The organism is Paralcaligenes sp. KSB-10 (genome assembly GCF_021266465.1).
GTDB lineage: Bacteria > Pseudomonadota > Gammaproteobacteria > Burkholderiales > Burkholderiaceae_B.
In genome coordinates this window covers 2338024-2361394 of sequence record NZ_CP089848.1, presented here as the reverse complement: position 1 = coordinate 2361394, position 23371 = coordinate 2338024, and the positions used below count along the sequence as shown (strand labels likewise).

The following is a 23371-nucleotide window of genomic DNA, read 5'->3' as shown; positions in this document are numbered from 1 at the left end:
CAATATGTCTGAACAACAGCGTCTTGTGCGTGGCCATCCCGATGAATTGCTGGTCGGGCTGGTATCCATATCCGACCGGGCTTCCAGCGGCGTCTACCAGGACCAGGGCCTGCCGGCATTGCAGGCCTGGCTTGAATCGGCCGTATTGGGCAGGTGCCAGTTCGCCACGCGCCTGGTTCCCGATGAAACCGAACAGATCTCCGCGGCGCTGATTCATCTGGTCGACGAACTGGGCTGCGATCTGGTGCTGACCACGGGCGGCACGGGCCCGGCGCGGCGCGATGTCACGCCCGAGGCCACCCTGGCGGTGGCGACCAAGGAAATGCCGGGTTTCGGCGAGCAAATGCGCCAGGTCAGCCTTGCATTCGTGCCCACGGCCATTTTGTCGCGCCAGGTGGCCGTAATTCGCGAAACGCCGGAACACGCGGCGCTGATCATCAATCTTCCCGGCCAACCCAAGGCTATCAAGGAAACGCTCGAAGGATTGAAAGACGCCGAGGGCAAAACGCGGGTGGCCGGCATTTTTGCGGCCGTGCCGTATTGCATCGACCTGATCGGCGGGCCGTATATCGAAACCCGCGAACAGATCGTCAAGGCGTTCCGGCCCAAGTCGGCGCTACGCCCTCGTACTGGGCCGCAGCGGTGAGGCGCGGCTTTAAGCAATTAATCCTATTCCCTCGTAAAATGACGCCTGTCCCTAATTTATTCTGCATTCAGGAGGTCTAGTCATGGCCCTAGTTTCCATGCGTCAGTTGCTCGATCATGCTGCTGAAAACGGTTATGGTATTCCCGCTTTTAACGTCAATAACCTGGAACAGGTTCAGGCAATCATGGAAGCGGCCGATGAGACCGACAGCCCGGTCATCATGCAGGCCTCGGCGGGCGCCCGCAAATACGCCGGCGAAGGCTTTCTGAAGTACCTGATCCAGGCGGCCGTCGAGTCGTTTCCGCATATCCCGGTCGTCATGCACCAGGATCACGGCCAGTCCCCCGCGATTTGCCAGGGGGCTATCGAGCTGGGTTTTTCCAGCGTCATGATGGACGGTTCCCTGAAAGAAGACGGCAAATCCATTGCCGACTACGATTACAACCGCGATGTCACGCGCCGCGTGGTCGAAATGGCTCATAAGCTGGGCGTTACCGTTGAAGGAGAACTTGGCTGCCTGGGCTCCCTGGAAACCATGCAGGGCGACAAGGAAGACGGCCATGGCGCGGATGGCAAGCTGACCATGGATCAATTGCTGACCGATCCCGAGCAGGCGGCCGATTTCGTGCGCCACACTCAGCTCGATGCGCTGGCGATTGCGATTGGCACCAGCCACGGCGCCTACAAGTTCACGCGCAAGCCCACCGGCGACATTTTGTCGATTTCCCGCATCAAGGAAATCCATCACCGCCTGCCCAATACGCACCTGGTCATGCATGGCAGTTCCAGCGTGCCGCAAGACCTGCTCGCCGAGATTCGCGAGTTCGGCGGCGACATGAAAGAAACCTATGGCGTGCCTGTTGAAGAAATCCAGGAAGCCATCAAGTTCGGCGTGCGCAAAGTCAATATCGATACCGATATACGCTTGGCAATGACCGGCGCAATTCGGCGTTTCATGGCCGAAAACCCGGCCAAGTTCGATCCGCGCGAATATCTGAAGCCGGCACGCCAGGCTGCGAAGCTGATTTGCAAACAGCGCTATGCCGAGTTCGGCACAGCCGGCAATGCCAGCAAGATCAAGCCGGTTGCCCTGTCTCAAATTGCCCAGCAATATGCCTCGGGCAAGCTGGCCCAAGTGGTTCAGTAAGCGTCTGGCCGGCCAGGAAAGCATGGTGCCCGAACGTTCCTCAGGCGCCGTGTTTTCCTGAATGCATGAATGGCGCCCGACAGGCTCGTCGGGCGTTGTGTTTTCGATCTAAGGACAAATCGTGGTGCAAGCACTACATCAATCATCTATCGACTCCCTCCCTTTGCTGGGGCGCGGCAAAGTGCGCGATATGTATGCCGTTGGCGAAGACAAGCTGCTGATCGTCGCGACCGACCGCATTTCGGCCTTCGACGTCATTCTTGACGATCCCATCCCGGGCAAGGGCCAGGTGCTGACCGAGCTGACCGAGTTCTGGCTGAAAAAGCTGGCGCACGTGTTGCCCAATCATTCAACGGGCATTGCTCCCGAAGATGTCGTCGCTCCCTCCGAGCGCGAGCAGGTGCGTGGCCGGGCGGTGGTGGTAAAGCGCCTCAAGCCCATCCTGGTCGAGGCGGTCGCCCGCGGCTATCTGATCGGTTCGGGCTGGAAGGACTACCAGGCCGGCGGATCGATCTGCGGCATTGCCCTGCCGGCGGGCATGCGGCAGGCCGGCAAGCTGCCTCGGCCCATCTTCACCCCGGCGGCCAAGGCCGAGTTCGGTTCGCACGACGAGAACGTCGATTTCGATCATGTGGTGCGTGAAGTCGGTGCGGCGCTGGCTGAAAGAATCCGCGACGTAACGCTCAGGCTGTATTCCGAAGCGGCTGATTTTGCAGCGGGCAAAGGCATTATCATTGCTGACACAAAATTCGAGTTCGGGCTCGATGGGCAAGGCCAGCTGCATCTGATGGATGAGGTCCTGACGCCGGATTCGTCGCGCTTTTGGCCGGCATCCGAGTACGCTGTCGGCATCAGCCCTCCCTCGTTCGACAAGCAGTTTGTACGCGATTGGCTCGAGACCCAGGTGTGGGATAAAACCCCGCCGGCGCCCCGCCTGCCCGCCGATGTGCTTGAAAAAACAGCGGCCAAGTATCGCGAAGCCATGACGCGCCTGACGGCATAGGCGGGCTTCCATGTCTGAGCTGTAACGGGGGGATGCAGCTCGTAACCGCTGCTTCCTTCGCCGCACGGTAAAATTTGCCGCTCTCTCTGGAGTATTGTTATGGCCGACTTCACTATGAAATCTTTGACCGAATCCAATGCCAGTCCCCTGGTGGGCATCATCATGGGATCATCCAGCGATTGGGACGTAATGAAACAGGCTGCCGCCGTGCTTGAAGAGTTTGGCGTGCCGCACGAGCTGCACGTTGTGTCGGCTCATCGCATGCCGCATCAAATGGTCGAATACGGCGCTTCGGCGACCGAGCGCGGCCTGCGTGCGATTATCGCGGGCGCGGGCGGCGCGGCGCATTTGCCCGGCATGATGGCGGCGTTGACGCCGGTACCGGTATTCGGCGTGCCGGTTCCGTCCAAGTATTTGCAGGGCCAGGATTCTCTGCTTTCCATCGTGCAGATGCCCAGGGGCATACCGGTAGCCACATTCGCCATCGGCGAAGCGGGCGCCGCGAATGCCGCCCTGCATGTGGTTGCCTGCCTGGCTACGACCGATTCCGATTTGCGCAAGAAGCTGCAAGAATTCCGCACCCGGCAAACCGAGGCCGCACAGGCCATGACGGTGCCCCCGCATGTAACCCTATAGGACCGGGCGGCTGCGCTATCAAGGTGGCGCCATGTCTTGCATGCGGCGCATGGCTTGAGCAGCGGCCGGAACATGCGCGCATGCCGGTTTTTTTATTTTTAATTTTTTAATTTTCCCGATTATGGCCAAGACTGCTGTTTCCCTTTCCGATCCGATTGCGCCAGGAGGCTGGCTGGGCATGATTGGGGGAGGGCAGTTGGGGCGGATGTTCTGTCAAGCCGCCCAGAGCATGGGATACAAGGTGGCGGTGCTGGATCCTGTTGCGCAGTGTCCGGCGGGTGCCGTGGCCGACCTGCATATTCAGGCCGCGTACGACGATGAAGCCGGTCTGGCCCGTCTGTCGGAGCGCTGCCCGGCGATTTCCACCGAGTTCGAGAACGTTCCGGCGCTTAGCCTGGAAAGACTGGCTACGCGCTCCAGGGTCAGTCCGTCGGCTCAGGCCGTGGCTATTGTGCAGGACCGCATCCAGGAAAAAGCCTTTATCGGAAAAATAGGCGTGCCGCTCGCCCCTTATGCTGCGATACATGGCGCCAAGGATATTTTGTCCGCGCCGGCGGCCCTGTTTCCCGGAATACTTAAAGTGGCTCGGCTGGGTTATGACGGCAAGGGCCAGGCACGCGTCGGCAGCCCCGAGCAGGCTCTGGAGGCCTTTGCCTCGTTTGGGGGAACGGCTTGTGTGCTGGAAGCCCTGATGCCGCTGAAGTCGGAGTTTTCCGTGGTGCTGGCGCGCGGTTTCGACGGCCGGGCGGTAGCGTATCCGCCGGCCAGCAATGAGCATCGCGAAGGTATTCTGGCCGTCTCGACGGTGGCGGCCGGATTCGCCGCGGCCGAGTCCGCATTGCACGAGCGGGCCGCTGAAGCCGCCCTGGCGATCGCGCATGGCCTGGATTATTACGGTGTGCTGTGCGTGGAGTTCTTTGTCTTGCAGGATGGAAGCCTGGTGGCCAACGAGATCGCCCCGCGTCCACATAATAGCGGCCATTACACGATGGATGCCTGTGTGACGAGCCAGTTCGAACAGCAGGTTCGCGTCATGGCCGGTTTGCCGCTGGGCAGTACCGACAGCTTATGCCCGGCCATTATGCTGAACATCCTGGGCGATGTCTGGTTCGATCCCGCCAGCGGCCGGAAGCGAGAGCCCGATTGGGCCGCTGTACTGGGCACGCCGAACGCCAAATTGCACTTGTACGGCAAGGCAGAGGCCCGGCGCGGGCGCAAGATGGGTCACATCAATCTGGTGGCGCCCACGTTCGATGCCGTGCGCGAGGCCGCCGCGGCTGTCGCGGCCGTACTTCATATTTCTTTCAAGTAATGACGATGTCCAATCCTGCCGATATGGCGCGAGCATTGCGCCTGGCCGCGGAGCGCCTGGCCGCGGGCGGTCTGGTCGCGTTTCCGACGGAAACGGTTTATGGCCTGGGGGGCGATGCCGAGAACCCCGACGCTATTGCGCGGATCTACGCTGCCAAGGGACGGCCATCCAGTCACCCGGTCATTGTCCATGTGTCGCCGGAGGCGGATCTGGATTATTGGGCCCGGGCTATTCCAGCCGAGGCTCGCGCCTTGATACAGGCGTTCTGGCCCGGGCCTTTGACGCTGATATTGCCGCGGGCCGATCATGTGCCGGCCGCGGTCAGCGGAGGCCAGGACAGTGTGGGCTTGCGCTGCCCATCGCATCCCGTGGCGCAAGCCTTGCTGCGTGAGTTTGCCGCGTTGAAGCCCAGCGGGCAGGGCGGAGTGGCGGGGCCTTCGGCCAATAAGTTCGGCCAGGTTTCGCCGACTCTAGCGGCGCATGTGCGCAGCGAGTTTGCGGAGCTTGGCGATGCCGAGATGCTGGTGCTTGAAGGCGGGCCGTCCGAGGTGGGGATCGAGTCGACGATTGTGGATGTGTCGCGGCTCGATCAAGGCATGGGCCCGGTTCTGTTGCGGCCGGGGCATATTTCTTCGGCCCAGATTGCGGCCGTGCTGGGGGCTGAGCCTGCTCGGCCAGATGCCGGTGCACCGCGGGTGTCGGGTTCCTTGAAGGCGCATTACGCGCCTCGTACGCCTTTGCACTTGTTGTCCCTGGAGGCTCTGGTTGGGTATCTGGAGCGTCATGCGGGCGATGCGGAGCGTGTCGCGGTGGTGGCTTTCCAACGTCCTGGGCAGGCGGCGTATCCACGCGTGGACTGGTACTTGGCGCCTGCCGATCCGCAGGCCTATGCGCGCGATTTGTATGCGCTGCTGCGACGCCTCGACGCAGCTGCGTATAACCGCATCCTGGTGGAGCGGCCGCCCCGCAATGCGCTGTGGCAGGCGGTGAATGATCGCATCGGGCGCGCGGCGGCGGCCTTCGAATAAGAGGGTGTATGCGGCGCGAGACGGCCGTAGCCGTCTGTTGTAGACTGGTACAGCCCCAGGCGGTTTCCACGGGGCAAGCGTTTGTCATTGCAATTTCCGGTTTTTGTGCTTGTTTATGGCCATTCCGCTAGTTTCGCGCGTTCAGTTGCTATGGCAGGGCCTGCTCCGCCCGCTGCAGGATCCTGCTCGCCGTTACCGTCACGCGACTCTGATTCATGCTGTCAGGGTCGCGCTTGGACTCCTGACATCCATGGTGTTGACTACAGGCATAAACCTGCCTCATGGGGAGTGGGCGTCCATTACATTGCTGGTTGTCATCGGCGGCCTGCAGCATCATGGCAATATTCGGCGCAAGGCCGCGGAGCGCGCCCTTGGGACGGTAATCGGGGCAGGGGTGGGCCTGGCGGTGATTCTGCAGCAGGCCTATTTTCAGATTCCCTGGCTTAGCTCCCTGCTGATCGTGATTGCTTGCGGCTTTTGCGCGTATCACGCGATCGGCAAAGGAGGCTATATTGCCTTGCTTTCCGCAATCACCATCCTGATCGTTGCCGGTCATGGCGACAGCGCGATGGCCGATGGGCTATGGCGCGCGGTGGATGTGCTGATAGGAATTGCGATTGCATTGCTGTTCTCCTTTGCCTTGCCGCTGCATGCCACGTATTCGTGGCGTTACACGCTGGCGGATATCCTGCGCGGCTGTGCAAAGACGTACACCGTGATCGCCACCCAGGCGTCCCTCGACATGGCGGAGCTGCAGCGGGCCATGATTTTGCAAGGAACTCTGCTGGTACAGCTACGCTCGCTGATGCCATCCGTCGCTCGAGAGACCGGGGTCTCGACGGCGCAGCTTGAGGAGATCCAGCACAGCTTGCGAATCTGCCTCAGCCTTCTGGAGGTGCTTGCCGCCACGCGCCCCCGCGTCGAGGATGAAAGCGCGCAGGCATTCATCCAGCATCATTTTGGAGGCGAGAACCATCGCTTGCGGGACATGCTGCTCGGCATGTCCCGCGCGCTGAAGTTCGGCACGATTGCCCGCTTGAGGCCGAGCGACACCGCGGCGCCTGAGATGGCAATGGATTCAATGCCGCCACAGCTAGCTGGCTATGTGTCACTGACGTGGCGCTTGTCGGAGGAATTCGACGCATTGCGGCAGCGTTTGGCTGCCATCGCGGATCGCTGGAATATTTGACATTGCGCCTTGTCGGTGTTTTTTGCATCATTGGCCGGGGTCGATGCCTGGCCGGCGAGGCGTCCCAGTTATCATGTATTCCTCAATAAGGCAGGCAAGGGGGGTTCGCATGGCGGACAAGGTTCGACTCGACAAATGGCTGTGGGCGGCTCGCTTTTACAAAACCCGCAGCTTGGCGGCGGAGGAAATTGGCAAAGGCAGGGCGCTCGTGAATGGGCAGCCCGCCAAGCCCGCGCGTGAAGTTGCGGTGGGCGATCTTGTAAGCGTTCGCAAAGAAGACCCTCCGCTTCAGGTGCGCGTGTGCGCGGTGAGCAGTGTACGGGGTCCGGCTCCGGTGGCACGTCTGCTTTATGAGGAAACGCCGGAAAGCGTAAGCGCCCGCGAGCGTGCTGCCGAGATGAGGCGTCTTGCCCCCGAGCCTGCCCATGAAATCGTCGCTGGACGCCCGACGAAACGCGATCGGCGCCTGCTCGATCACGTGCGTGGCAAATAAGCGGAAGAAGTGTTTTTGTCGTGAGAGGCACTCCAGGATTGGTTGAGAGTTCGGTTTCCCGAGGCCGGCCCAGCCGTTTCAGGCCGCGCAGCAAATCTCCGATTGAGGTATTCTGTTCGACTCATTTAGAAGGAGTAATACTCATGGCCCAAGCCACTGCCCGTCATATCCTGGTTTCCACCGAAGCGAAGTGCAATGAACTCAAAACCGCTATTGAAGGCGGTGCCGATTTCGCACAGGTCGCTAAAGAGAACTCCAGTTGCCCCTCCAGCCGCGACGGCGGCAACCTGGGTTCGTTCGGCCCTGGCCAAATGGTCAAGGAATTCGATACCGTTGTATTCAGCGCACCGCTCAACGTGGTGCAAGGTCCTGTGAAAACCCAGTTTGGTTATCATCTGCTCGAAGTCACCAGCCGCCAGGACTGACGCCGATCGCGCCGGTGCCCGGCTTTCCCGCGCAACCGGCGCCGGGCATTTACAATTCATATCCTTACTTTGCCCGAAGATCCTACTATGAGCACTATCGGAACCCCATTGTCCCCTGGCGCCACGAGAGTGATGCTGCTTGGCTCCGGCGAGCTGGGCAAGGAAGTCATCATTGCCTTGCAGCGCCTGGGTGTGGAAACCATTGCGGTTGACCGCTATGCCGACTCTCCCGGCCAGCAGGTCGCCCACCACGCCCGCACCATCACCATGAGCGACCCGGCACAGTTGAAGGCGCTGATCGAAGCCGAGAAGCCCGATCTGGTCGTTCCTGAAATCGAGGCCATTGCCACCCAGGCGCTCGAGGAACTGGAAGCCGCCGGCCTTGCCCGTGTTATTCCTACCGCACGCGCGGCGCGTTTGACGATGGATCGCGAAGGCATACGGCGCCTGTCCGCCGAGACCCTGGGCCTGCCTACCAGTCCTTATAAATTCTGCGATTCGCTGGAAGAGCTGCAGGCCGCCATCGACGGCGGCATCGGCTATCCCTGCGTCGTCAAACCGGTAATGAGCAGTTCCGGCAAGGGCCAGAGCAAAATCGACAGCCCCGATCAGGTGCGGCCGGCCTGGGAATACGCCATGGCCGGAGGCCGTGTCAGCCATGGCCGCATTATTGTGGAAGGTTTCATCGATTTCGACTACGAAATCACCCTGCTGACGGTGCGCGCCCTCGGCGCCGATGGGCAGGTGGAAACCCATTTCTGCGAACCCATAGGTCATTTGCAGGCCGCAGGCGACTATATCGAAAGCTGGCAGCCTCATCCCATGAGTCCGGCCGCTTTGGAGAAGGCCCGGCATGTCGCCAAGGCCGTTACCGACAATCTGGGTGGGCAAGGCGTATTCGGCGTCGAGCTGTTCATCAAGAACGAGGATGTCTGGTTCAGCGAGGTCAGCCCGCGCCCGCACGATACCGGGCTGGTAACCATGATCTCGCAGTGGCAAAGCGAATTTGAGCTGCACGCGCGCGCCATTCTTGGCCTGCCCGTCGATACGGCATTGAGAAGTCCCGGCGCCAGTGCCGTCATCTATGGTGGCGTCGATGCGCATGGCGTGGCTTTCGATGGCGTGCAAGAGGCGCTGCGTGTACCGCAAACCGATCTGCGCCTGTTCGGCAAGCCCGAGAGTTTCTTGCGCAGGCGCATGGGTGTAGCCCTGGCCTACGACACGAATATCGACGGAGCCCGCAAACGCGCGAAACAGGCGGCGGCGTGCGTAAAGGTTCTGCGTCCGTAAAGCCGCGGTCCTAGCCGGCCTCGAAGCCTCGGGTCTTTTGAAGGGCATGGTCCGCAAGGAAGCGCCGCAGATCGGCCCAGGGTATGGTCACTTCCAGAATGCCGGAGGCCATCGCTCCCGCCTCGCCTGGGTTGAACGAGACAAGAAGGCCGGGCCTGGTGAAGGACCACGATACTGGGTCGCGTACGGCCTTGCTGATACCTTCATTGAAGACAATGGCATCATCGGCGCCCAGCACTTGAGTGGCGCGCGTGCTCAAAAAGGACTCCCATCCGCTATCCGGTTTGAACAGATCCGCCGCCTCGAGGCGATGCAGGCCAGGCTTGAGCAGGTAGGAGATATTGCGCATATCCTCGGAACCTGCGGCCCGGTCGCATTGCTCATGGTGCAGCATCTTGACATTGATGAAATCGGGTGTGGCCGATTCAATCTTGAAGCGGACAAACTGGTCGCTGGGCAGGCTTGGGTCTGCAAAACACCAGTTCGCTCGAGCCTCTGCCGCAAACCGCACTATCGCGGCATTCCATTGTTCGGCTTGCGGCGAAAGCGGATGGTCGATTCGTGGCAGGCCCGTATGCTGCTCCAGGGGCTTGCCGCCAGGCTCCTGTCTTGCGATCGACGCGTAATGATCATCCCGGCTGAAGACGAAAGGGCCGATGGCCACGGCCGCAGTGCGCAAATCGTCAAGCCGGTCGGCGTACTGCTGCCGCAGGCAGGTGACGGGACTTTCCTTTCTTTTGTTGTCGAGGCACAAGGCCTGCACCATTTTGAGCCACTCTTTCTGGCCGGTGCGCAGGATCGCCTGCCCCGGGGCGGAAAGTAGGGGCAGGGCGGCGTTGTAGCGCCGCGCCATGGCTGTGTCCTGGGCCGACAGCTGCGGATCCGCGCAGACTGCTTTTTCGAAAGAGGTTCTGGCCTTGCCGCAGTCGAAGCTTGCCGCGCTTGCAATGGGCGGCGCCGACCCGGCAAGCAATATGCCGACGATCAGTAAGCCGTATCTATGAGCCATGGGGCGCTTGTCCGCATCGGTATGTTTAGGGGAAGGTTGAAGTGTATACCGATGAGTCGCCGAATCGTCGCCTATTGCATGGCCGCCAAAGACGCTGATGTTATTATTTGCCCGGACCTGCCGCGGCACAGACTCTTCTAATCACAAATCAACTCAGGATGCTTAGAATGAACGAACCAGTATTGATCGTAGGGGCGGGTCCTGTAGGGCTGGCGATGGCGATGGCACTCAAGCACCGGGGTGTCGAGGTGCGTATCGTCGATAAGGCGGCGGCGCGCACCGACAAGTCGAAGGCGCTGGTACTGTGGCCGCGAACACTCGAAATGCTGGACATACAGGGTTGCGTACAACCATTTTTGGACGCCGGCATGAAAGCCGTTGGCGCGCGCATCTTCGCCCAACAAAACATGTTGGTGCATGTACGCCTGGACACCGCTCGCAGCGCGTATGCCTATGCCTTGATGCTTCCGCAGAGCGACACCGAACGCTTGCTGGAAGAGCAGCTGGCTTTGACCGGTGTCCGTGTGGAGCGGTGCGTCGAACTCATCTCCTTTAACGATACCGGGGACGGCGTCGGCGCGGTTCTGCGCCATGCCGACGGGCACGACGAAACGGTGAATTCCTCCTATCTTGCTGCCTGCGACGGCGCGCACAGCACTGTCCGGCATGGGCTGGAAGCCCAGTTCGAGGGCGATACCTTGCCGTCGGGCTGGATGCTGGCGGATGTCGAGCTCGACGGCAAGATTTCGCAGGATGAGTTGACGATTTGCTGGACGCCTTCCGGTGTCCTCCTGTTCGTTCCGATCAAGGGGGCGCGGTTCCGCATCATTGCCGATGTGGGCCTGGCGCCTGCGGCCGACGCATCGCCGCTAACGCTGGAAGAAGTCCAGCAACTGCTTGACCGCCGGGGGCCGCCCGGGCTGCGGGCGCATGACGCAGTGTGGATGAGCCGCTTTCGTATCAACGAACGCAAGGTCAAGGACTACCGATGCGGCCGGGTATTTCTTTGCGGCGACGCGGCGCATGTCCATAGCCCGGCGGGCGGCCAGGGTATGAACACCGGAATGCAGGACGCTTTCAACCTGGCCTGGAAGCTTGCCATGGTCTGGCATCGGCAGGCCAGGCCTGTATTGCTTGACAGCTATTCTCCGGAGCGCAGCGCTGTCGGGGATCAGGTCCTGCGCAACGCCGGCAGATTGACGAAGCTTGCCATCTTGAGCAACCCTGTCCTGCAGAAGGCTCGCAATCTTGCCGTGAGCGCCCTGGGCCGCGTTCCGATGCTGCGCCAGCGGATGGTGGACCAGCTGACCGAGATGGATCTGCACTATCACGATAGCCCCCTGACTCTGACGCCGCAGAGCGCGGCAAGACACCCGGCGCCAGGCGAACGCGCGCCCGATCTTCCTCTGACGGTTCCTGGAGGCGGGGCCTCGCGGCTGCATGACATACTCGCCACCGGGAAGTTCGCGGTGCTCTCCGTTGCCGCGACCGGCGTAAACCTGCCCGGCGTGCTGCAATCCGTCGCCACCGCTGCCGGCGCGGGAGTTGCTTCCGGCTACGAGGCTGGCCACGTCTACCTGATTCGTCCGGATGCGTATGTGGCGTTGAGTACGAAGGATGGCGACACGGCCGCCATCATCGCCGCGCTGCATCGGCTGGTTGGCGCATAGCGGATAGGGTATTTATGCACCTCGCGGTCGGCAAAGTGGTGTCAAGCCCTATTTGAAGGTAAACTACAAAGGTTTCCTTCATATTAAGATGAAATCCCTGAGATGAGCGAGCAGCACAGCGACCCCGACGTCGCGCGCGCCTTGGCTGTGGCCGAAGAACTACGCGTGCTGGTCAGCACGCTCAAGCGGCGGCTGCGTGAAGAGGCGCATCTGGGAGATTTCACGTGGTCCCAGATACAAGTAGTGCGCAGGCTGGAGCGCGAAGGTTGCGCGACGGTGACAAGCCTGGCGCGGGCAGAGGGTGTGCGCCCGCAATCGATGGGTGAAACTCTTTCTGTACTGAAGGCGGCCGGGCTGGTAAGCGGCGCACCGGACCCGACCGATGGGCGGCAAACCGTCTTGTCTCTTACTGCCGCTTGTCGGGAAAGAATCAAGGCCGGCCGGGTAGCGCGCGAGGACTGGCTGTTTCGCACCATCCGGACAAAGTTTGCGTTGGAAGAGCAGAAAGAACTGGCACGCGCCATCGAACTGCTCAAACGCTTCGCCGATTCCTGATCGAACTGTTTCGCTTGAACAAATGAACAGCACCTTCCGTTCGCTAGCCATCTTCAACTACCGGGTATGGGCCGGCGGGGCGATCATATCCAATGTGGGAACATGGATGCAGCGCACCGCCCAGGATTGGCTTGTGCTCACCCAGTTGTCGCATAACAATGCGACGGCCGTGGGCGTGGTCATGGCGCTCCAGTTCGGGCCTCATCTTCTCTTGCTGCCCCTGACCGGTTTTGCGGCCGATCATTTCGATCGGCGCAAACTCCTGATCGGTACGCAGGCAGCCATGGGGACGCTTGCTTTTGGGCTGGGTATTCTTACCATCGCCGGGCTCATTCAGTTATGGCATGTTTATGTGTTTGCATTTTTGCTTGGCTGCGTCACGGCATTCGATTCTCCGGCGCGCCAGACATTTGTCTCGGATCTTGTCGGCGAGGCCGACCTGTCGAATGCCGTGGCGCTGAACTCCACATCGTTCAACGCTGCGCGGATGATCGGTCCGGCTGTCGCCGGTGTCCTCATCGCCGTCGTGGGATCCGGATGGGTATTCCTTATCAATGCAGCCTCGTTTGTCGCTGTGCTCTGCTCGCTGGGTTTCCTGCGCATTGATGAACTTCATCAGAGCACCCGGGCTGTCCGGACGCGGGGAAGCTTCGCCGAAGGCTTCCGTTATGTATGGAAGCGTCCCGATCTGAAAGTCGTCCTTCTCATGCTCTTCCTCATCGGCACGTTTGGAATGAACTTCCCAATCTTCATTTCAACCATGTCGGTCACCGTCTTCCACGGAGGAGCGAGCCAGTATGGGCTGCTGACATCGACCATGGCGATCGGAACGGTTGCCGGCGCGCTGCTTGCCGCCAGGCGGGCGAAACCGCATATCGTGCATTTGTTCTCCGGCGCGGCAGTCTTCGGCCTTGGCCTGGCTCTGGCCGCGGTCATGCCCAACTACTGGCTCTTCGGCCTCGCTCTCATTATCATCGGGATGTCTGCACTGACCTTCAACACGTCAACGAACAGCCTGGTGCAGCTTTCGACCGACCCCGCCATGCGCGGGCGCGTCATGGCGATTCGCCTAGCCATAGCCCTGGGCTGCACCCCCATCGGTGCGCCCATTGTCGGTTGGGTGGCTGATGCCTTCGGCCCTCGCTGGGCGCTGGGCATAGGCGCCGTCGCGGGCTTTGCCGCGGCAATCGTCGCGATACATTACCTTGTCAAATACCGCAATCTTCGTGTGCGCATCGATGCCGGCCGCCTTCGCTTCAGCATGGACGACCTCGATCCCATGGCGGCGTGGTATCAGTTCGACCACGCCGCCGTCGAACAGGTGAACAAGTAAGTCGCATGCGAAGGCGCCGGCGTATTTGACGCGAACGTGATCTTCTGTACAGCCAGAAGCTGGCAGCCAAACCGGCAGGGGTATGGTAATTTAGGATTTTCCTGACGAGGCATGTCATGAAACCACGAGTTACAGTCATAACCATTGGCGTTGATGATCTGGATCGATCGCTTCGGTTCTATCGCGACGGCCTGGGCCTGGCGACCAAGGGAATTATTGGCGAAGAGTTCGAGCATGGCGCCGTGGCCTTCTTTGAGCTGCAGGCAGGGGTGATGCTTGCCATCTGGCCTCGCGCGAGCCTTTCCCACGACTCAGGAATTCCGCTGGGTAGCCCAAGCGCTACCGAGTTCGCTCTTGGGCATAACGTCTCGTCCAAAGAGGAAGTCGATCTTGTCATGGAGCAGGCCCGGAATGCCGGAGCGATTATCGTAAAGCCGGCTCGGGACACTTTTTGGGGAGGCTACGCGGGCTATTTCCAGGATCCGGATGGCCATCTGTGGGAGATTGCGTGGAACCCGCAATTATTGCCGGAGGATTGAACGGCAATCGGCTAGTGGCGCCGTGCGCATAGTCGTGCTACCCCATAAGCATGCAAAAAGTCGCCTGCAACCGCACAAAAAACGTCAACGCAAGCGGGGGTGGCGGCCCAGGCGGGGTGAGCGAGCTTGAGTCCGCCGCGGCCGCAGCCTGGATCGGGATGCAAGGGAGCGGTTGTTTGAGCGTCAAGGGTGTCCACAGCCCGGGGGGCTGTGGACGACGCGAGTTCCGCGACCGCCCGATCCAGGTTGCGGCCGCGGGCAGTCCTGGCGCAGCCAGGACCGGACGATGCGAGCTCCACCCCGCCTGGGCCGCCACCCCCGCGTCTTAAGAACGCTTAAGAACACTCAAGAACACAAATGCCGGATGGCCACAAAGGTTCACCCTACAAACACGAAGCTCGAATGAATTCATCCATAACCTTGATGACGCGCTCGGGCTGGTCTTTGTGCGGTGAATGGCGGCAATCGGGGAGAATGCACAGGCGGGTCTGCGCGGCGTGACGCTGGATACCGCGGATTTGTTCCAGCGAACCGTACTCGTCGTCTTCGCCCTGTATGGCGAGTATCGGGCAGCGTATGCTACCCAGATACTCCTCGATGTTCCAGTTACGGAACTCCGGATTCAGCCACACATTGTTCCAGCCCCAGAAGGCCGAATCGGGATCCTGGTGATAGCGTTTCAGCCTGGCCGGCAGATCGGTATCCAGATATGCCTGTCGCGCGCCCTCGATGCTGGAAATGGAAATGTCTTCGACGAAAATATGCGGCGCGGCGACCACGACGGCCCGCGCGGCGTCGGGATACATCGCGGCGTAAAGCAGGGCGATAGATCCTCCATCGCTGTGCCCGAACAGAATCGGCTTTTCATCTTGCAGACCCAGCGCCTGGAACAGCGCGGGTAGAACCTCTTTGGCCTGCGTATGCATATACGTGACCGGCCAATGTTCTGCCCGCGGCCGCGGTGTGCTCGACCCGTAGCCGTAGCGCGAAAACACCAGCCCACGGCAGCCGGTGGCGGCGCATGCCTGCGCAGGCCAGTCTTTCCACATGGCCACCGAGCCCAGGCCTTCATGCAGGAAAACCAGCAGCGGCGCGGAGGTTTTTTCGGGGTTGAGCAACAGATATTCGATAGTCAGTTCGCGCTCCGGGAGCCGGATCTGCACATGCCTTGCTTGATTGACGGGCGGGGCGGGCATAGTCATGTATGGGTTTCCATCTGGCGCAGGCGAAAGCGCTGTATCTTGCCTGTGGCTGTTTTCGGGAGTTCTTCGGTAAAGTGGATCTGGCGCGGATATTTAAAAGGCGCAAGATGCTCTTTAACATAACTCTGCAATGCTGTCTTGATTTCGTCGCTGGGCTCATGCCCGGGGCGCAGCACCACGAAGGCCATGGTCTTGATCAGGCCTTCGGCGTCGGGTACGCCGATGACGGCGGCTTCCAGCACCATACCATGCCGGCTCAGGATATTTTCGACTTCGATGGGAGACACATACTGGCCGCTGACTTTGATCATATCGTCGCTGCGCCCGGCGTAGGTGTAGTAGCCGTCCTTGTCGCAAATGTATTTGTCGCCGCTTTTGAGCCAATCCCCGAGGAAGGTGTCGCGTGTTTTCCGCTGATTGTTCCAATACATGAGCGCAGCGCTGGGGCCCTTGATGAACAAGTCGCCGATGGCGCCTGGAGGAACGCGGGCGCCCAGTTCGTCGCGCAGTTCGACTTCGTAGCCGGGCACCGGCTTGCCCGTTGTGCCGTAGCGCAATTGGTCCGCACGGTTGGACAGAAAAATGTGCAGCATCTCGGTCGAGCCTATGCCGTCCAGGATGTAGCAGCCGAAATGTTCGGTGAAGCGGTCTCCCAGGTCCTTGGGCAACGCTTCGCCGGCCGAGGCGCATACCCGTATCGACACCTGGGATCGATCCGGCAGTTCTTTCGCGGCCAGCATGCTGGCGTACAGAGTGGGCACGCCGCAGAAAACGGTGGGCTGGAATTCTGTCAGGCGTTTGAAAACGGCTTGCGCAGTGGGGCGTTCGTCCATGAGTACGACGGTGGCGCCGACCGACAGCGGAAAGGTCAGGGCATTGCCCAGGCCGTAGGCAAAAAAAAGTTTGGCGGCCGAAAACACGGTGTCGTCTTCACGGATTCCGAGGATAGGCTTGCCGTACAGCTCGACGGTATGCCAGAGATTGCCGTGGCTGTGCACGACCCCTTTGGGCTGGCCGGTGGAGCCGGATGAATACAACCAGAAGGCGATCTCGTCGGCGCGCGTCTTGACGGCCGGTATGGCCGCGGCGCCGGTGTAGCTTTCGAAGTCTATACAGGGGGCGGACAGGGGCTGGCCGGGCTCGGCAACGATAATGTGCCTGACCTCATGATTGCAGCGCGCCATCGCTTCTTCCAGCGTGTGAAGCAGCGCCGCCGATACGAATACGGCCTGGGCACGGCTGTGCGTGAGCATGTAGGCATAGTCGTCCGGAGTCAGCAGGGTATTGACCGCAACGGGCACGACCCCGGCGTGGAGAGCACCCAGAAAGGCAATAGGCCAGTCCACGGTATCGTGCATCAGCAGCAGGGCGCGTTCTTCGCGCCGCAGGCCAAGCTGTTGCAACAGCCCGGCGAAACGGGCGCTGCGTTCGGCCAATTGGCCATAGCTGAGCGTGCGCCGGCCGTCTATGTATGCGGTCTTGCCGGTTCGAGTGGCGTTGATGTCACCGAGGTATTGGGCATAATTCAATTCGCTTGGGCAGGTGTTCATATTTGTCTCGCTGGATTATGTGTGTGCGTGCCGTTTGCGGCACCCGGAGCGCCGATGCTGCCGCCGCGTCGCGGCATGGGTTTAGCGGCTGAATTCGATGGCGCCTTGCGGCAGCAGGTAAAGGACCAGGGCCGCGCCGTCGCTGACGGTGGGGCTGTGGGCGCTGCCCGGGCCATATACCAGCCAGCCTGCCGGATTTTGGTCGAATTTTGCCGTGGGACTCAGGGGCATGATGAGATCGATTTCGCCATTCGGGTGACGATGATGAGGGCCGATAAGGTCCTGCATCTGTACGACATCCACTGAATATCCGCCAAGGTCCGCGGCCGGCTTGATGACCCGTCCATAACGAACGCCGCCTTGCTCGTACTTGCACATCCAGCCTTGCTCAATGCCGTCCTTGCAGGATTGGAAAATTTTTTCGTAGATCGGGCCGTGCGCGGGAAAACGTGCATTAAGATCGGTCTGTAGAGCGTTATCGGGAATGCGCGACCCGATTGCATCGGTGACTGTCTTGATGAGGTCCTGAAATTCCTGCACGCTGCTCATCGCGGCAACTCCTTTTTTCAAAAAAATCGTAGGTTATGGATGCAAATTAGGGCTTTTCGAAAGAAGTGTCAAGCACTATAATGCATGTTATCCGATTCCTTAGGGTTATTCTGGGTGAAAAATAAAGCATTCGATCAAGGCCTGGCGCTGGTTGCCGCCAATCCCGAAACCGGCAAGGATGCCTATCTGCTTGCGCTGGGCGAACGGGTTCGGCGCTTGCGGGCCATGCGCGGCATGACCCGCAAGGCGCTGGCGCAGGGGGCCGGTGTTTCGGAGCGTCATTTGGCCAATCTCGAAGGCGGGATCGGCAATGTGTCGATCCTGGTGCTGCTGCAGATTGCGCAGGCGTTCAATTGCGTTCTTGCCGAACTGGTCGGGGATGTAACTACCTCGAATCCCGAGTGGCTGCTGATACGCGAGCTGCTTGAAAACCGCTCGGAAAAAGAATTGCAGCAGGCGCGCGAAGCGCTGACGGGCTTGTTCGGCGAACAGCCGGCGGCACGGCAGAAAAATAAACTGCGGCAGATTGCCCTGATCGGTTTGCGGGGCGCCGGAAAATCGACGCTGGGCCGCATGCTGGCTGAAGATCTGGGCTATTCCTTTGTCGAGCTCAGTGCGGAAATCGAGCGGATCGCCGGCTGCGGGATTCTTGAAATTCACAGCCTGTATGGCCCCAGCGCGTACCGTCGTTATGAAAAGCGGGCGCTCGAAGAAGCGCTGCAGTTGTACCCCGACATGGTGCTGGCCACCCCCGGCGGCATGGTCTCTGAACCGGCCGCCATGAATCTGATGCTTTCCCATTGCTATACCGTCTGGGTCAAGGCGACGCCCGAGGATCACATGTCGCGCGTCATGGCCCAGGGCGATTTCCGGCCCATGGCCGGCAATAATGAAGCCATGGCCGATTTGAAACGAATTTTGGCGAGCCGCGAGGCTTTTTATTCCAAGGCCGATTTTGTCTGCTCGACCAGCCACCAGAGCCTGGCCGAAGCTTACGAAAGCCTGCTGTCGCACATGCGCCAGATGATAGGTGCGGCTGTATAAATCAGAAAAATGCATTTTTATGCATAATTTCTTGACTTGTGAATTTAAGTGCAATATGATGCATTTAAATTCAAGGCTATGAATTATTATTCATTTCATCAAGTCAGGAGCTGTTCATGAGCGATACCGCTACCCAGGTCGATTTTCGCACCCACCCCGGGCTATATAAGCACTGGGCATTGTCTTTCGACGGCGCCGTCGCGACGCTGGCCATGGATGTCGCCGAAGATGCCGGCTTGCGGCCCGGTTACAAGCTCAAGCTCAATTCCTACGATCTGGGCGTGGATATCGAGCTGCATGACGCCCTGCAGCGTATCCGTTTCGAGCATCCGGAAGTGCGCACGGTCGTGGTCACCAGTCTCAAAGACCGGATCTTCTGTTCCGGCGCCAATATCTTCATGCTGGGCCTGTCGACGCACGCCTGGAAAGTCAATTTTTGCAAGTTCACCAATGAAACCCGCAATGGCATCGAAGATTCCAGCCGCCATAGCGGCCTGAAATTCGTGGCGGCCCTGAACGGCGCCTGCGCGGGCGGAGGCTATGAACTGGCTCTGGCTTGCGACGAGATTTTGCTCATCGATGACCGCTCTTCGGCAGTGTCCCTGCCGGAAGTGCCTTTGCTGGGCGTGCTGCCCGGCACGGGCGGTTTGACCCGGGTTACCGACAAGCGCAAGGTGCGCCATGATCATGCCGATATTTTCTGTACGTTGGTCGAGGGTGTACGGGGCCAGCGCGCCAAGGACTGGCGCCTGGTCGATGATTTGATCAAACCCGCCCAGTTCGCCCATGGAATCAAGAGCCGGGCTCTGGAGCTGGCCGCCGGCAGCGACAGGCCGGCCGATCGCAAGGGCGTGGAGCTCACGCCCTTGCAGCGCCTGGACACCGAAACCGGCGTTTCCTACAAATATGTCGATGTGCAGATCGATCGTGAAAAACGCTTGGCCACCTGGACGGTGCGTGCCCCTGAGGCGGCTGTGCCAGAAGACATTGCCGGCATAGAGGCCCAGGGTGCCGCCTGGTGGCCCCTGCAAATGGCGCGCGAGCTCGATGACGCCATTCTTCATTTTCGCACCAATGAACTCGATATCGGTACCTGGGTGTTCAAGACTGCCGGTGATGCCTCTTATGTGCTGGCGGCCGATGCCAGCCTTTTGAAATTTGCCGGGCACTGGTTTGTGCGGGAAACCCTGGGCATGTTGCGGCGCACCCTGGCGCGTCTCGATGTGACCTCGCGCTCGCTGTATGCCCAGATTGAAATCGGTTCGTGTTTTGTGGGCACTCTGCTCGAGCTTGCCCTGGCCTGCGATCGGTCGTACATGCTGGATGATGCCGAAGCCGAACATCCCGCCGAAATCGTAGTCGACGAATTGAATTTCGGCCACTACCCCATGGTCAACGGGCAAAGCCGCATCGAGCGGCGCTTCTACGAAGAGGCTCCGGCGATCGATGCCGTGCGTGCCACGCTGGGGCGCGCCTTGTCGGCCCGGGAAGCCGAGGCGTTGGGGCTGATTACCCTTGCGCCCGACAGCCTCGATTGGGAAGATGAGATCCGCCTGGTGCTGGAAGAGCGCCGGGCCTTGTCGCCCGACGCGCTGACGGGGCTGGAGGCCAATCTGCGTTTCGGTGGCAAGGAAACCATGGAAACCCGGGTGTTCGGGCGCCTGACCGCCTGGCAGAACTGGATTTTCAATCGCCCCAATGCATCGGGCGAAAAGGGCGCACTCAAGTTGTATGGCAAGGGCGAGCAGGCCAGTTTCGATTGGAATCGCGTGTAAGCGGGGCCTTGAAGGCTGCGCGACTATATAGACTATCCTCAAGGAGTTCCAGACATGTCCGGTATCAATTATTCAGAAAAAATTCCCAACAATGTGAACTTGTCGGGCGACCGCGCACTGCAGCGCGCACTCGAACACTGGCAACCCAATTACCTGCAGTGGTGGCAGGAAATGGGCCCCGAAGGCGCCCAGAATTTCGACGTGTATCTGCGTACGGCCGTGAGCGTGCAGCCCGACGGCTGGGCGAATTTCGACCACGTCAAAATGCCGGATTACCGCTGGGGTATTTTTCTGGCCCCGCAAGACGGCAATCGCAAGGCTCATTTCGGCGAGCATATCGGCCGCGATGTGTGGCAGGAGGCGCCGGGCGAGCATCGGGCCAATTTGCGCCGCATCATCGTCACTCAGGGCGACACCGAGCCGGCTTCGGTGGAGCAGCAGCGCCACCTGGGGTTGACCGCGCCTTCGCAATACGATTTGCGCAATCTCTTCCAGGTCAACGTCGAGGAAGGACGTCATTTGTGGGCCATGGTGTATTTGCTGCACCGCTACTTTGGCCGCGATGGGCGCGAAGAAGCCGATGCCTTGCTGCAGCGCAACTCCGGCGACCAGGACAGCCCGCGTATTCTTGGCGCCTTCAACGAGAAGACTCCCGATTGGCTGGCCTTTTACATGTTCACGTATTTCACCGATCGCGATGGCAAGTTCCAATTGTGCGCTCTGGCCGAATCCAGCTTCGATCCGCTGGCGCGAACCACCAAATTCATGCTGACTGAAGAGGCTCACCACATGTTTGTCGGGGAGTCAGGTGTCTCGCGAGTCTTGCAGCGCACCTGCGAAGTCATGAACCAGCTCAAGACCGACGATCCGGCGGCGCTGCGCGCGGCCGGCGTCATCGATTTGCCCACCGTGCAGCGCTATCTGAATTTTCATTACAGCGTGACCATCGACCTGTTCGGCGCCGATCAATCTTCCAACGCCGCCATCTTTTATAGCTCCGGCCTGAAAGGCCGCTATGAAGAGAGCAAGCGCACCGACGATCATCAGCTCAAGAACGACACCTATCGCGTACTGGAAGTCGCCAATGGCCAGTTGCGGGAAATCGAAGTGCCTATGCTCAATGCCCTGAACGAGGTTTTGCGCGACGATTTCATCCGCGACTCGATGGCCGGCATCGGCCGCTGGAACAAGGTCATGGAGAAAAACGGCATTGCCTTCCGCCTGCGGGTACCGCACAAGGCATTCAATCGCAAGATCGGTACGTTGGCGGGCATACGTGTTTCGCCCGAAGGCGAAGTGTTGAGCGACGAGCAATGGAAAAACCACGAAAACAGCTGGCTGCCGACGGCCGAAGATCGTGCCTTTGTTGCTTCATTGATGGGGCGCGTGGTTGAACCCGGCAAGTTCGCCAATTGGATTGCGCCTCCGGTGATCGGCGTCAACCGCCAGCCCATTAATTTCGAATACGTTCGTTTCAATTAACATTCAAGAACAAGGCTTCCTGTGCGAAGCCTGCATTTTCGGGGTTGCAGCCCAGACGGGCGGTCGTTCCGGCAATGAGGAGTTCAATCATGACAGCACCGATACCAACTCACGTCATCAAGCAGCACCTGATCGATCCCGAAATTTGCATACGCTGCAATACGTGCGAGGAAACCTGTCCGATCGATGCCATTACCCATGATTCGAACAATTATGTGGTGAACCCCGAAATCTGCAATAGCTGCATGGCCTGTGTGCCGCCGTGCCCCACGGGCGCCATCGATAATTGGCTCAAGGTGCTGTCGGATCAGGCCTATGGCATGGACGCGCAGTTCGGCTGGAACGAATTGCCCGCCGAGCAGGCCCTGGACGAGACGCCCGCCGTTGCGCCGGCCGCGGTGATTACGGTTTCGATCGACTCTGGAGACGATCCGGCAAACGATCTGCAGGGCATGCCTTCGACCTCGGCCGGCGCCAGCATTCCGCCGTGGTCGGCTGCGCACCCCTACGTCAATCTGTACACGCACAAGAATCCAGTGATGGCCACGGTGGTGGGCAATTACCGGGTAACCGACGAGGACACCGAGAGCGATATTCACCATATCGTGCTGGATTTCGGCGATGCGCCTTTTCCCGTTCTGGAAGGGCAGTCGATTGCGGTTTTTCCGCCGGGCGCCGATAGCGCCGGCCGCGCCTATCATGCCCGCCAGTATTCCATAGCCAGCCCGCGCGACGGCGAGCGCCCGCGCTACAACAATCTGTCGCTGACGGTCAAGCGCGTGACAGCCGGCTACGATGGCAAACCCATTCTGGGCGTGTGTTCGAACTATTTGTGCGATCTGAAAAAGAACGACACCGTGCAGGTTATCGGGCCGTTTGGCAATACGTTCCTGATGCCCAATCAGGAAGACTCCAATCTGATCATGATTTGCACCGGTACCGGCTCGGCACCTATGCGCGCCATGACCGAGCGTTGTCGGCGCCTGGTGAAAGACAAAGGTTTCAGCGGCAAGCTCATGCTGTTTTTCGGCGCACGCACGCAGCGCGAGCTTCCATACTTCGGGCCTCTCATGAATCTGCCCAAGGATTTCATCGATATCAATCTGGCCTTGTCGCGATCGACCGATCAGCCCAAGCGCTACGTGCAAGACCTGATACGCGAACGCGCCGGCGAAGTAGCGGCACTGCTGGAAAGCGACAAGACCTGCATCTACGTATGCGGCCTGAAAGGCATGGAAGCCGGAGTGATCGATGCCCTGCAGGATGTGGTGTCAGGGGCGGGCAGGCATTGGCTGGACGTTCATAGCCAGCTTAAATCCCAGGGGCGCCTGCATTTCGAGACATATTAAAGCGTCTGGCGCGCTGTTCTCGAATAGAGGGCGGGCCGGCTTGCCCGGCCTGTCTGGATAGGCGCGAATGCCATTCCTGCTCCGGGCGGTTAAACTTCAAGGCTACCTGCGGTCCATTATGCCTGGCCTGCCGTCGGGCGGTTCA

At 60.1% G+C, this 23371-nt stretch carries 22 protein-coding genes; 18 read left to right on the top strand and 4 right to left on the bottom strand.

The features are described 5' to 3' along the window. Positions 1–4: 4 nt before the first annotated feature. From mog to purT, 10 genes are all read left to right on the top strand, one after another. Positions 5–646, top strand: a complete 642-nt coding sequence (gene mog / locus LSG25_RS10690) for a molybdopterin adenylyltransferase (RefSeq protein WP_232740926.1) — start codon at positions 5–7, stop codon at positions 644–646. Positions 647–728: 82 nt separating this feature from the next. Then, positions 729–1793 (top strand): class II fructose-bisphosphate aldolase, encoded by a 1065-nt coding sequence (gene fba, locus LSG25_RS10685; RefSeq protein ID WP_232740925.1) that lies wholly within the window; start codon positions 729–731, stop codon positions 1791–1793. Positions 1794–1914: 121 nt separating this feature from the next. Next, positions 1915–2796, top strand: a complete 882-nt coding sequence (locus LSG25_RS10680; protein WP_232740924.1) for a phosphoribosylaminoimidazolesuccinocarboxamide synthase — start codon at positions 1915–1917, stop codon at positions 2794–2796. Positions 2797–2895: 99 nt separating this feature from the next. Further along, positions 2896–3432: a 5-(carboxyamino)imidazole ribonucleotide mutase gene (gene purE / locus LSG25_RS10675; RefSeq protein ID WP_370635846.1), complete on the top strand. Its 537-nt coding sequence runs from the start codon at positions 2896–2898 to the stop codon at positions 3430–3432. A 121-nt stretch (positions 3433–3553) separates the two neighbouring features. Next, the gene (locus tag LSG25_RS10670; RefSeq protein WP_232740923.1) at positions 3554–4744 is read left to right on the top strand and encodes a 5-(carboxyamino)imidazole ribonucleotide synthase; all 1191 of its coding nucleotides are present in this window, start codon (positions 3554–3556) and stop codon (positions 4742–4744) included. Beyond that, the gene (locus LSG25_RS10665; RefSeq protein WP_370635845.1) at positions 4744–5772 is read left to right on the top strand and encodes an L-threonylcarbamoyladenylate synthase; all 1029 of its coding nucleotides are present in this window, start codon (positions 4744–4746) and stop codon (positions 5770–5772) included. The genes LSG25_RS10670 and LSG25_RS10665 overlap by 1 nt, the downstream gene beginning before the upstream one ends. Positions 5773–5887: 115 nt before the next feature. After that, positions 5888–6961 carry an FUSC family protein gene (locus LSG25_RS10660; protein WP_232740921.1) on the top strand — a complete coding sequence of 358 codons (1074 nt, stop codon included), beginning with the start codon at positions 5888–5890 and terminating at the stop codon, positions 6959–6961. Positions 6962–7070: 109 nt separating this feature from the next. Beyond that, entirely contained in the window at positions 7071–7454 is a 384-nt protein-coding gene (locus LSG25_RS10655) for an RNA-binding S4 domain-containing protein (protein WP_232740920.1), read from the top strand. A gap of 143 nt (positions 7455–7597) precedes the next feature. Further along, on the top strand, positions 7598–7879 hold the full coding sequence (locus tag LSG25_RS10650) for a peptidylprolyl isomerase (protein WP_232740919.1): 282 nt from the start codon (positions 7598–7600) through the stop codon (positions 7877–7879). Between the two features lie 87 nt (positions 7880–7966). Further along, positions 7967–9169, top strand: coding sequence for a formate-dependent phosphoribosylglycinamide formyltransferase (gene purT, locus LSG25_RS10645; RefSeq protein WP_232740918.1), 1203 nt, complete (start codon positions 7967–7969; stop codon positions 9167–9169). Between the two features lie 10 nt (positions 9170–9179). On the opposite strand, the gene LSG25_RS10640 is transcribed toward purT, so the two are convergent. After that, positions 9180–10178, bottom strand: coding sequence for a DUF3298 domain-containing protein (locus LSG25_RS10640; protein ID WP_232740917.1), 999 nt, complete (start codon positions 10176–10178; stop codon positions 9180–9182). A 167-nt stretch (positions 10179–10345) separates the two neighbouring features. Between LSG25_RS10640 and LSG25_RS10635 the strand changes: the two genes are divergently transcribed. The 4 genes from LSG25_RS10635 to LSG25_RS10620 all read left to right on the top strand — a co-directional run bounded on the left by LSG25_RS10635 (position 10346) and on the right by LSG25_RS10620 (position 14275). Beyond that, entirely contained in the window at positions 10346–11848 is a 1503-nt protein-coding gene (locus LSG25_RS10635; protein WP_232740916.1) for an FAD-dependent monooxygenase, read from the top strand. A 102-nt stretch (positions 11849–11950) separates the two neighbouring features. Then, a complete protein-coding gene (locus tag LSG25_RS10630) occupies positions 11951–12403 on the top strand; it encodes a MarR family winged helix-turn-helix transcriptional regulator (RefSeq protein WP_232740915.1) in 453 nt (150 codons plus the stop codon). Positions 12404–12425: 22 nt separating this feature from the next. After that, on the top strand, positions 12426–13736 hold the full coding sequence (locus LSG25_RS10625) for an MFS transporter (RefSeq protein WP_232740914.1): 1311 nt from the start codon (positions 12426–12428) through the stop codon (positions 13734–13736). Positions 13737–13852: 116 nt separating this feature from the next. Then, positions 13853–14275: a VOC family protein gene (locus tag LSG25_RS10620; RefSeq protein WP_232740913.1), complete on the top strand. Its 423-nt coding sequence runs from the start codon at positions 13853–13855 to the stop codon at positions 14273–14275. 383 nt (positions 14276–14658) lie between these two features. On the opposite strand, the gene LSG25_RS10615 is transcribed toward LSG25_RS10620, so the two are convergent. From LSG25_RS10615 to LSG25_RS10605, 3 genes are all read right to left on the bottom strand, one after another. Further along, positions 14659–15477, bottom strand: coding sequence for an alpha/beta fold hydrolase (locus LSG25_RS10615; RefSeq protein WP_370635844.1), 819 nt, complete (start codon positions 15475–15477; stop codon positions 14659–14661). Beyond that, on the bottom strand, positions 15474–17027 hold the full coding sequence (locus LSG25_RS10610; protein WP_232740912.1) for a benzoate-CoA ligase family protein: 1554 nt from the start codon (positions 17025–17027) through the stop codon (positions 15474–15476). Before LSG25_RS10610 ends, LSG25_RS10615 begins: the two co-directional genes overlap by 4 nt. Before the next feature lie 81 nt (positions 17028–17108). Next, positions 17109–17576 carry a DUF4863 family protein gene (locus LSG25_RS10605; RefSeq protein WP_232740911.1) on the bottom strand — a complete coding sequence of 156 codons (468 nt, stop codon included), beginning with the start codon at positions 17574–17576 and terminating at the stop codon, positions 17109–17111. Between the two features lie 141 nt (positions 17577–17717). Here LSG25_RS10605 and LSG25_RS10600 point away from each other — a divergent pair, with 141 nt between their 5' ends. The 4 genes from LSG25_RS10600 (at position 17718) to boxA (ending at position 23226) form a co-directional block, all read left to right on the top strand. Next, a complete protein-coding gene (locus LSG25_RS10600) occupies positions 17718–18620 on the top strand; it encodes a helix-turn-helix transcriptional regulator (RefSeq protein WP_232744648.1) in 903 nt (300 codons plus the stop codon). A gap of 116 nt (positions 18621–18736) precedes the next feature. Continuing rightward, positions 18737–20395: a 2,3-epoxybenzoyl-CoA dihydrolase gene (boxC, locus tag LSG25_RS10595; protein WP_232740910.1), complete on the top strand. Its 1659-nt coding sequence runs from the start codon at positions 18737–18739 to the stop codon at positions 20393–20395. Positions 20396–20449: 54 nt separating this feature from the next. After that, positions 20450–21877 (top strand): benzoyl-CoA 2,3-epoxidase subunit BoxB, encoded by a 1428-nt coding sequence (gene boxB, locus LSG25_RS10590; RefSeq protein WP_232740909.1) that lies wholly within the window; start codon positions 20450–20452, stop codon positions 21875–21877. A gap of 89 nt (positions 21878–21966) precedes the next feature. Beyond that, entirely contained in the window at positions 21967–23226 is a 1260-nt protein-coding gene (boxA, locus tag LSG25_RS10585) for a benzoyl-CoA 2,3-epoxidase subunit BoxA (RefSeq protein ID WP_232740908.1), read from the top strand. Positions 23227–23371: the final 145 nt, after the last annotated feature.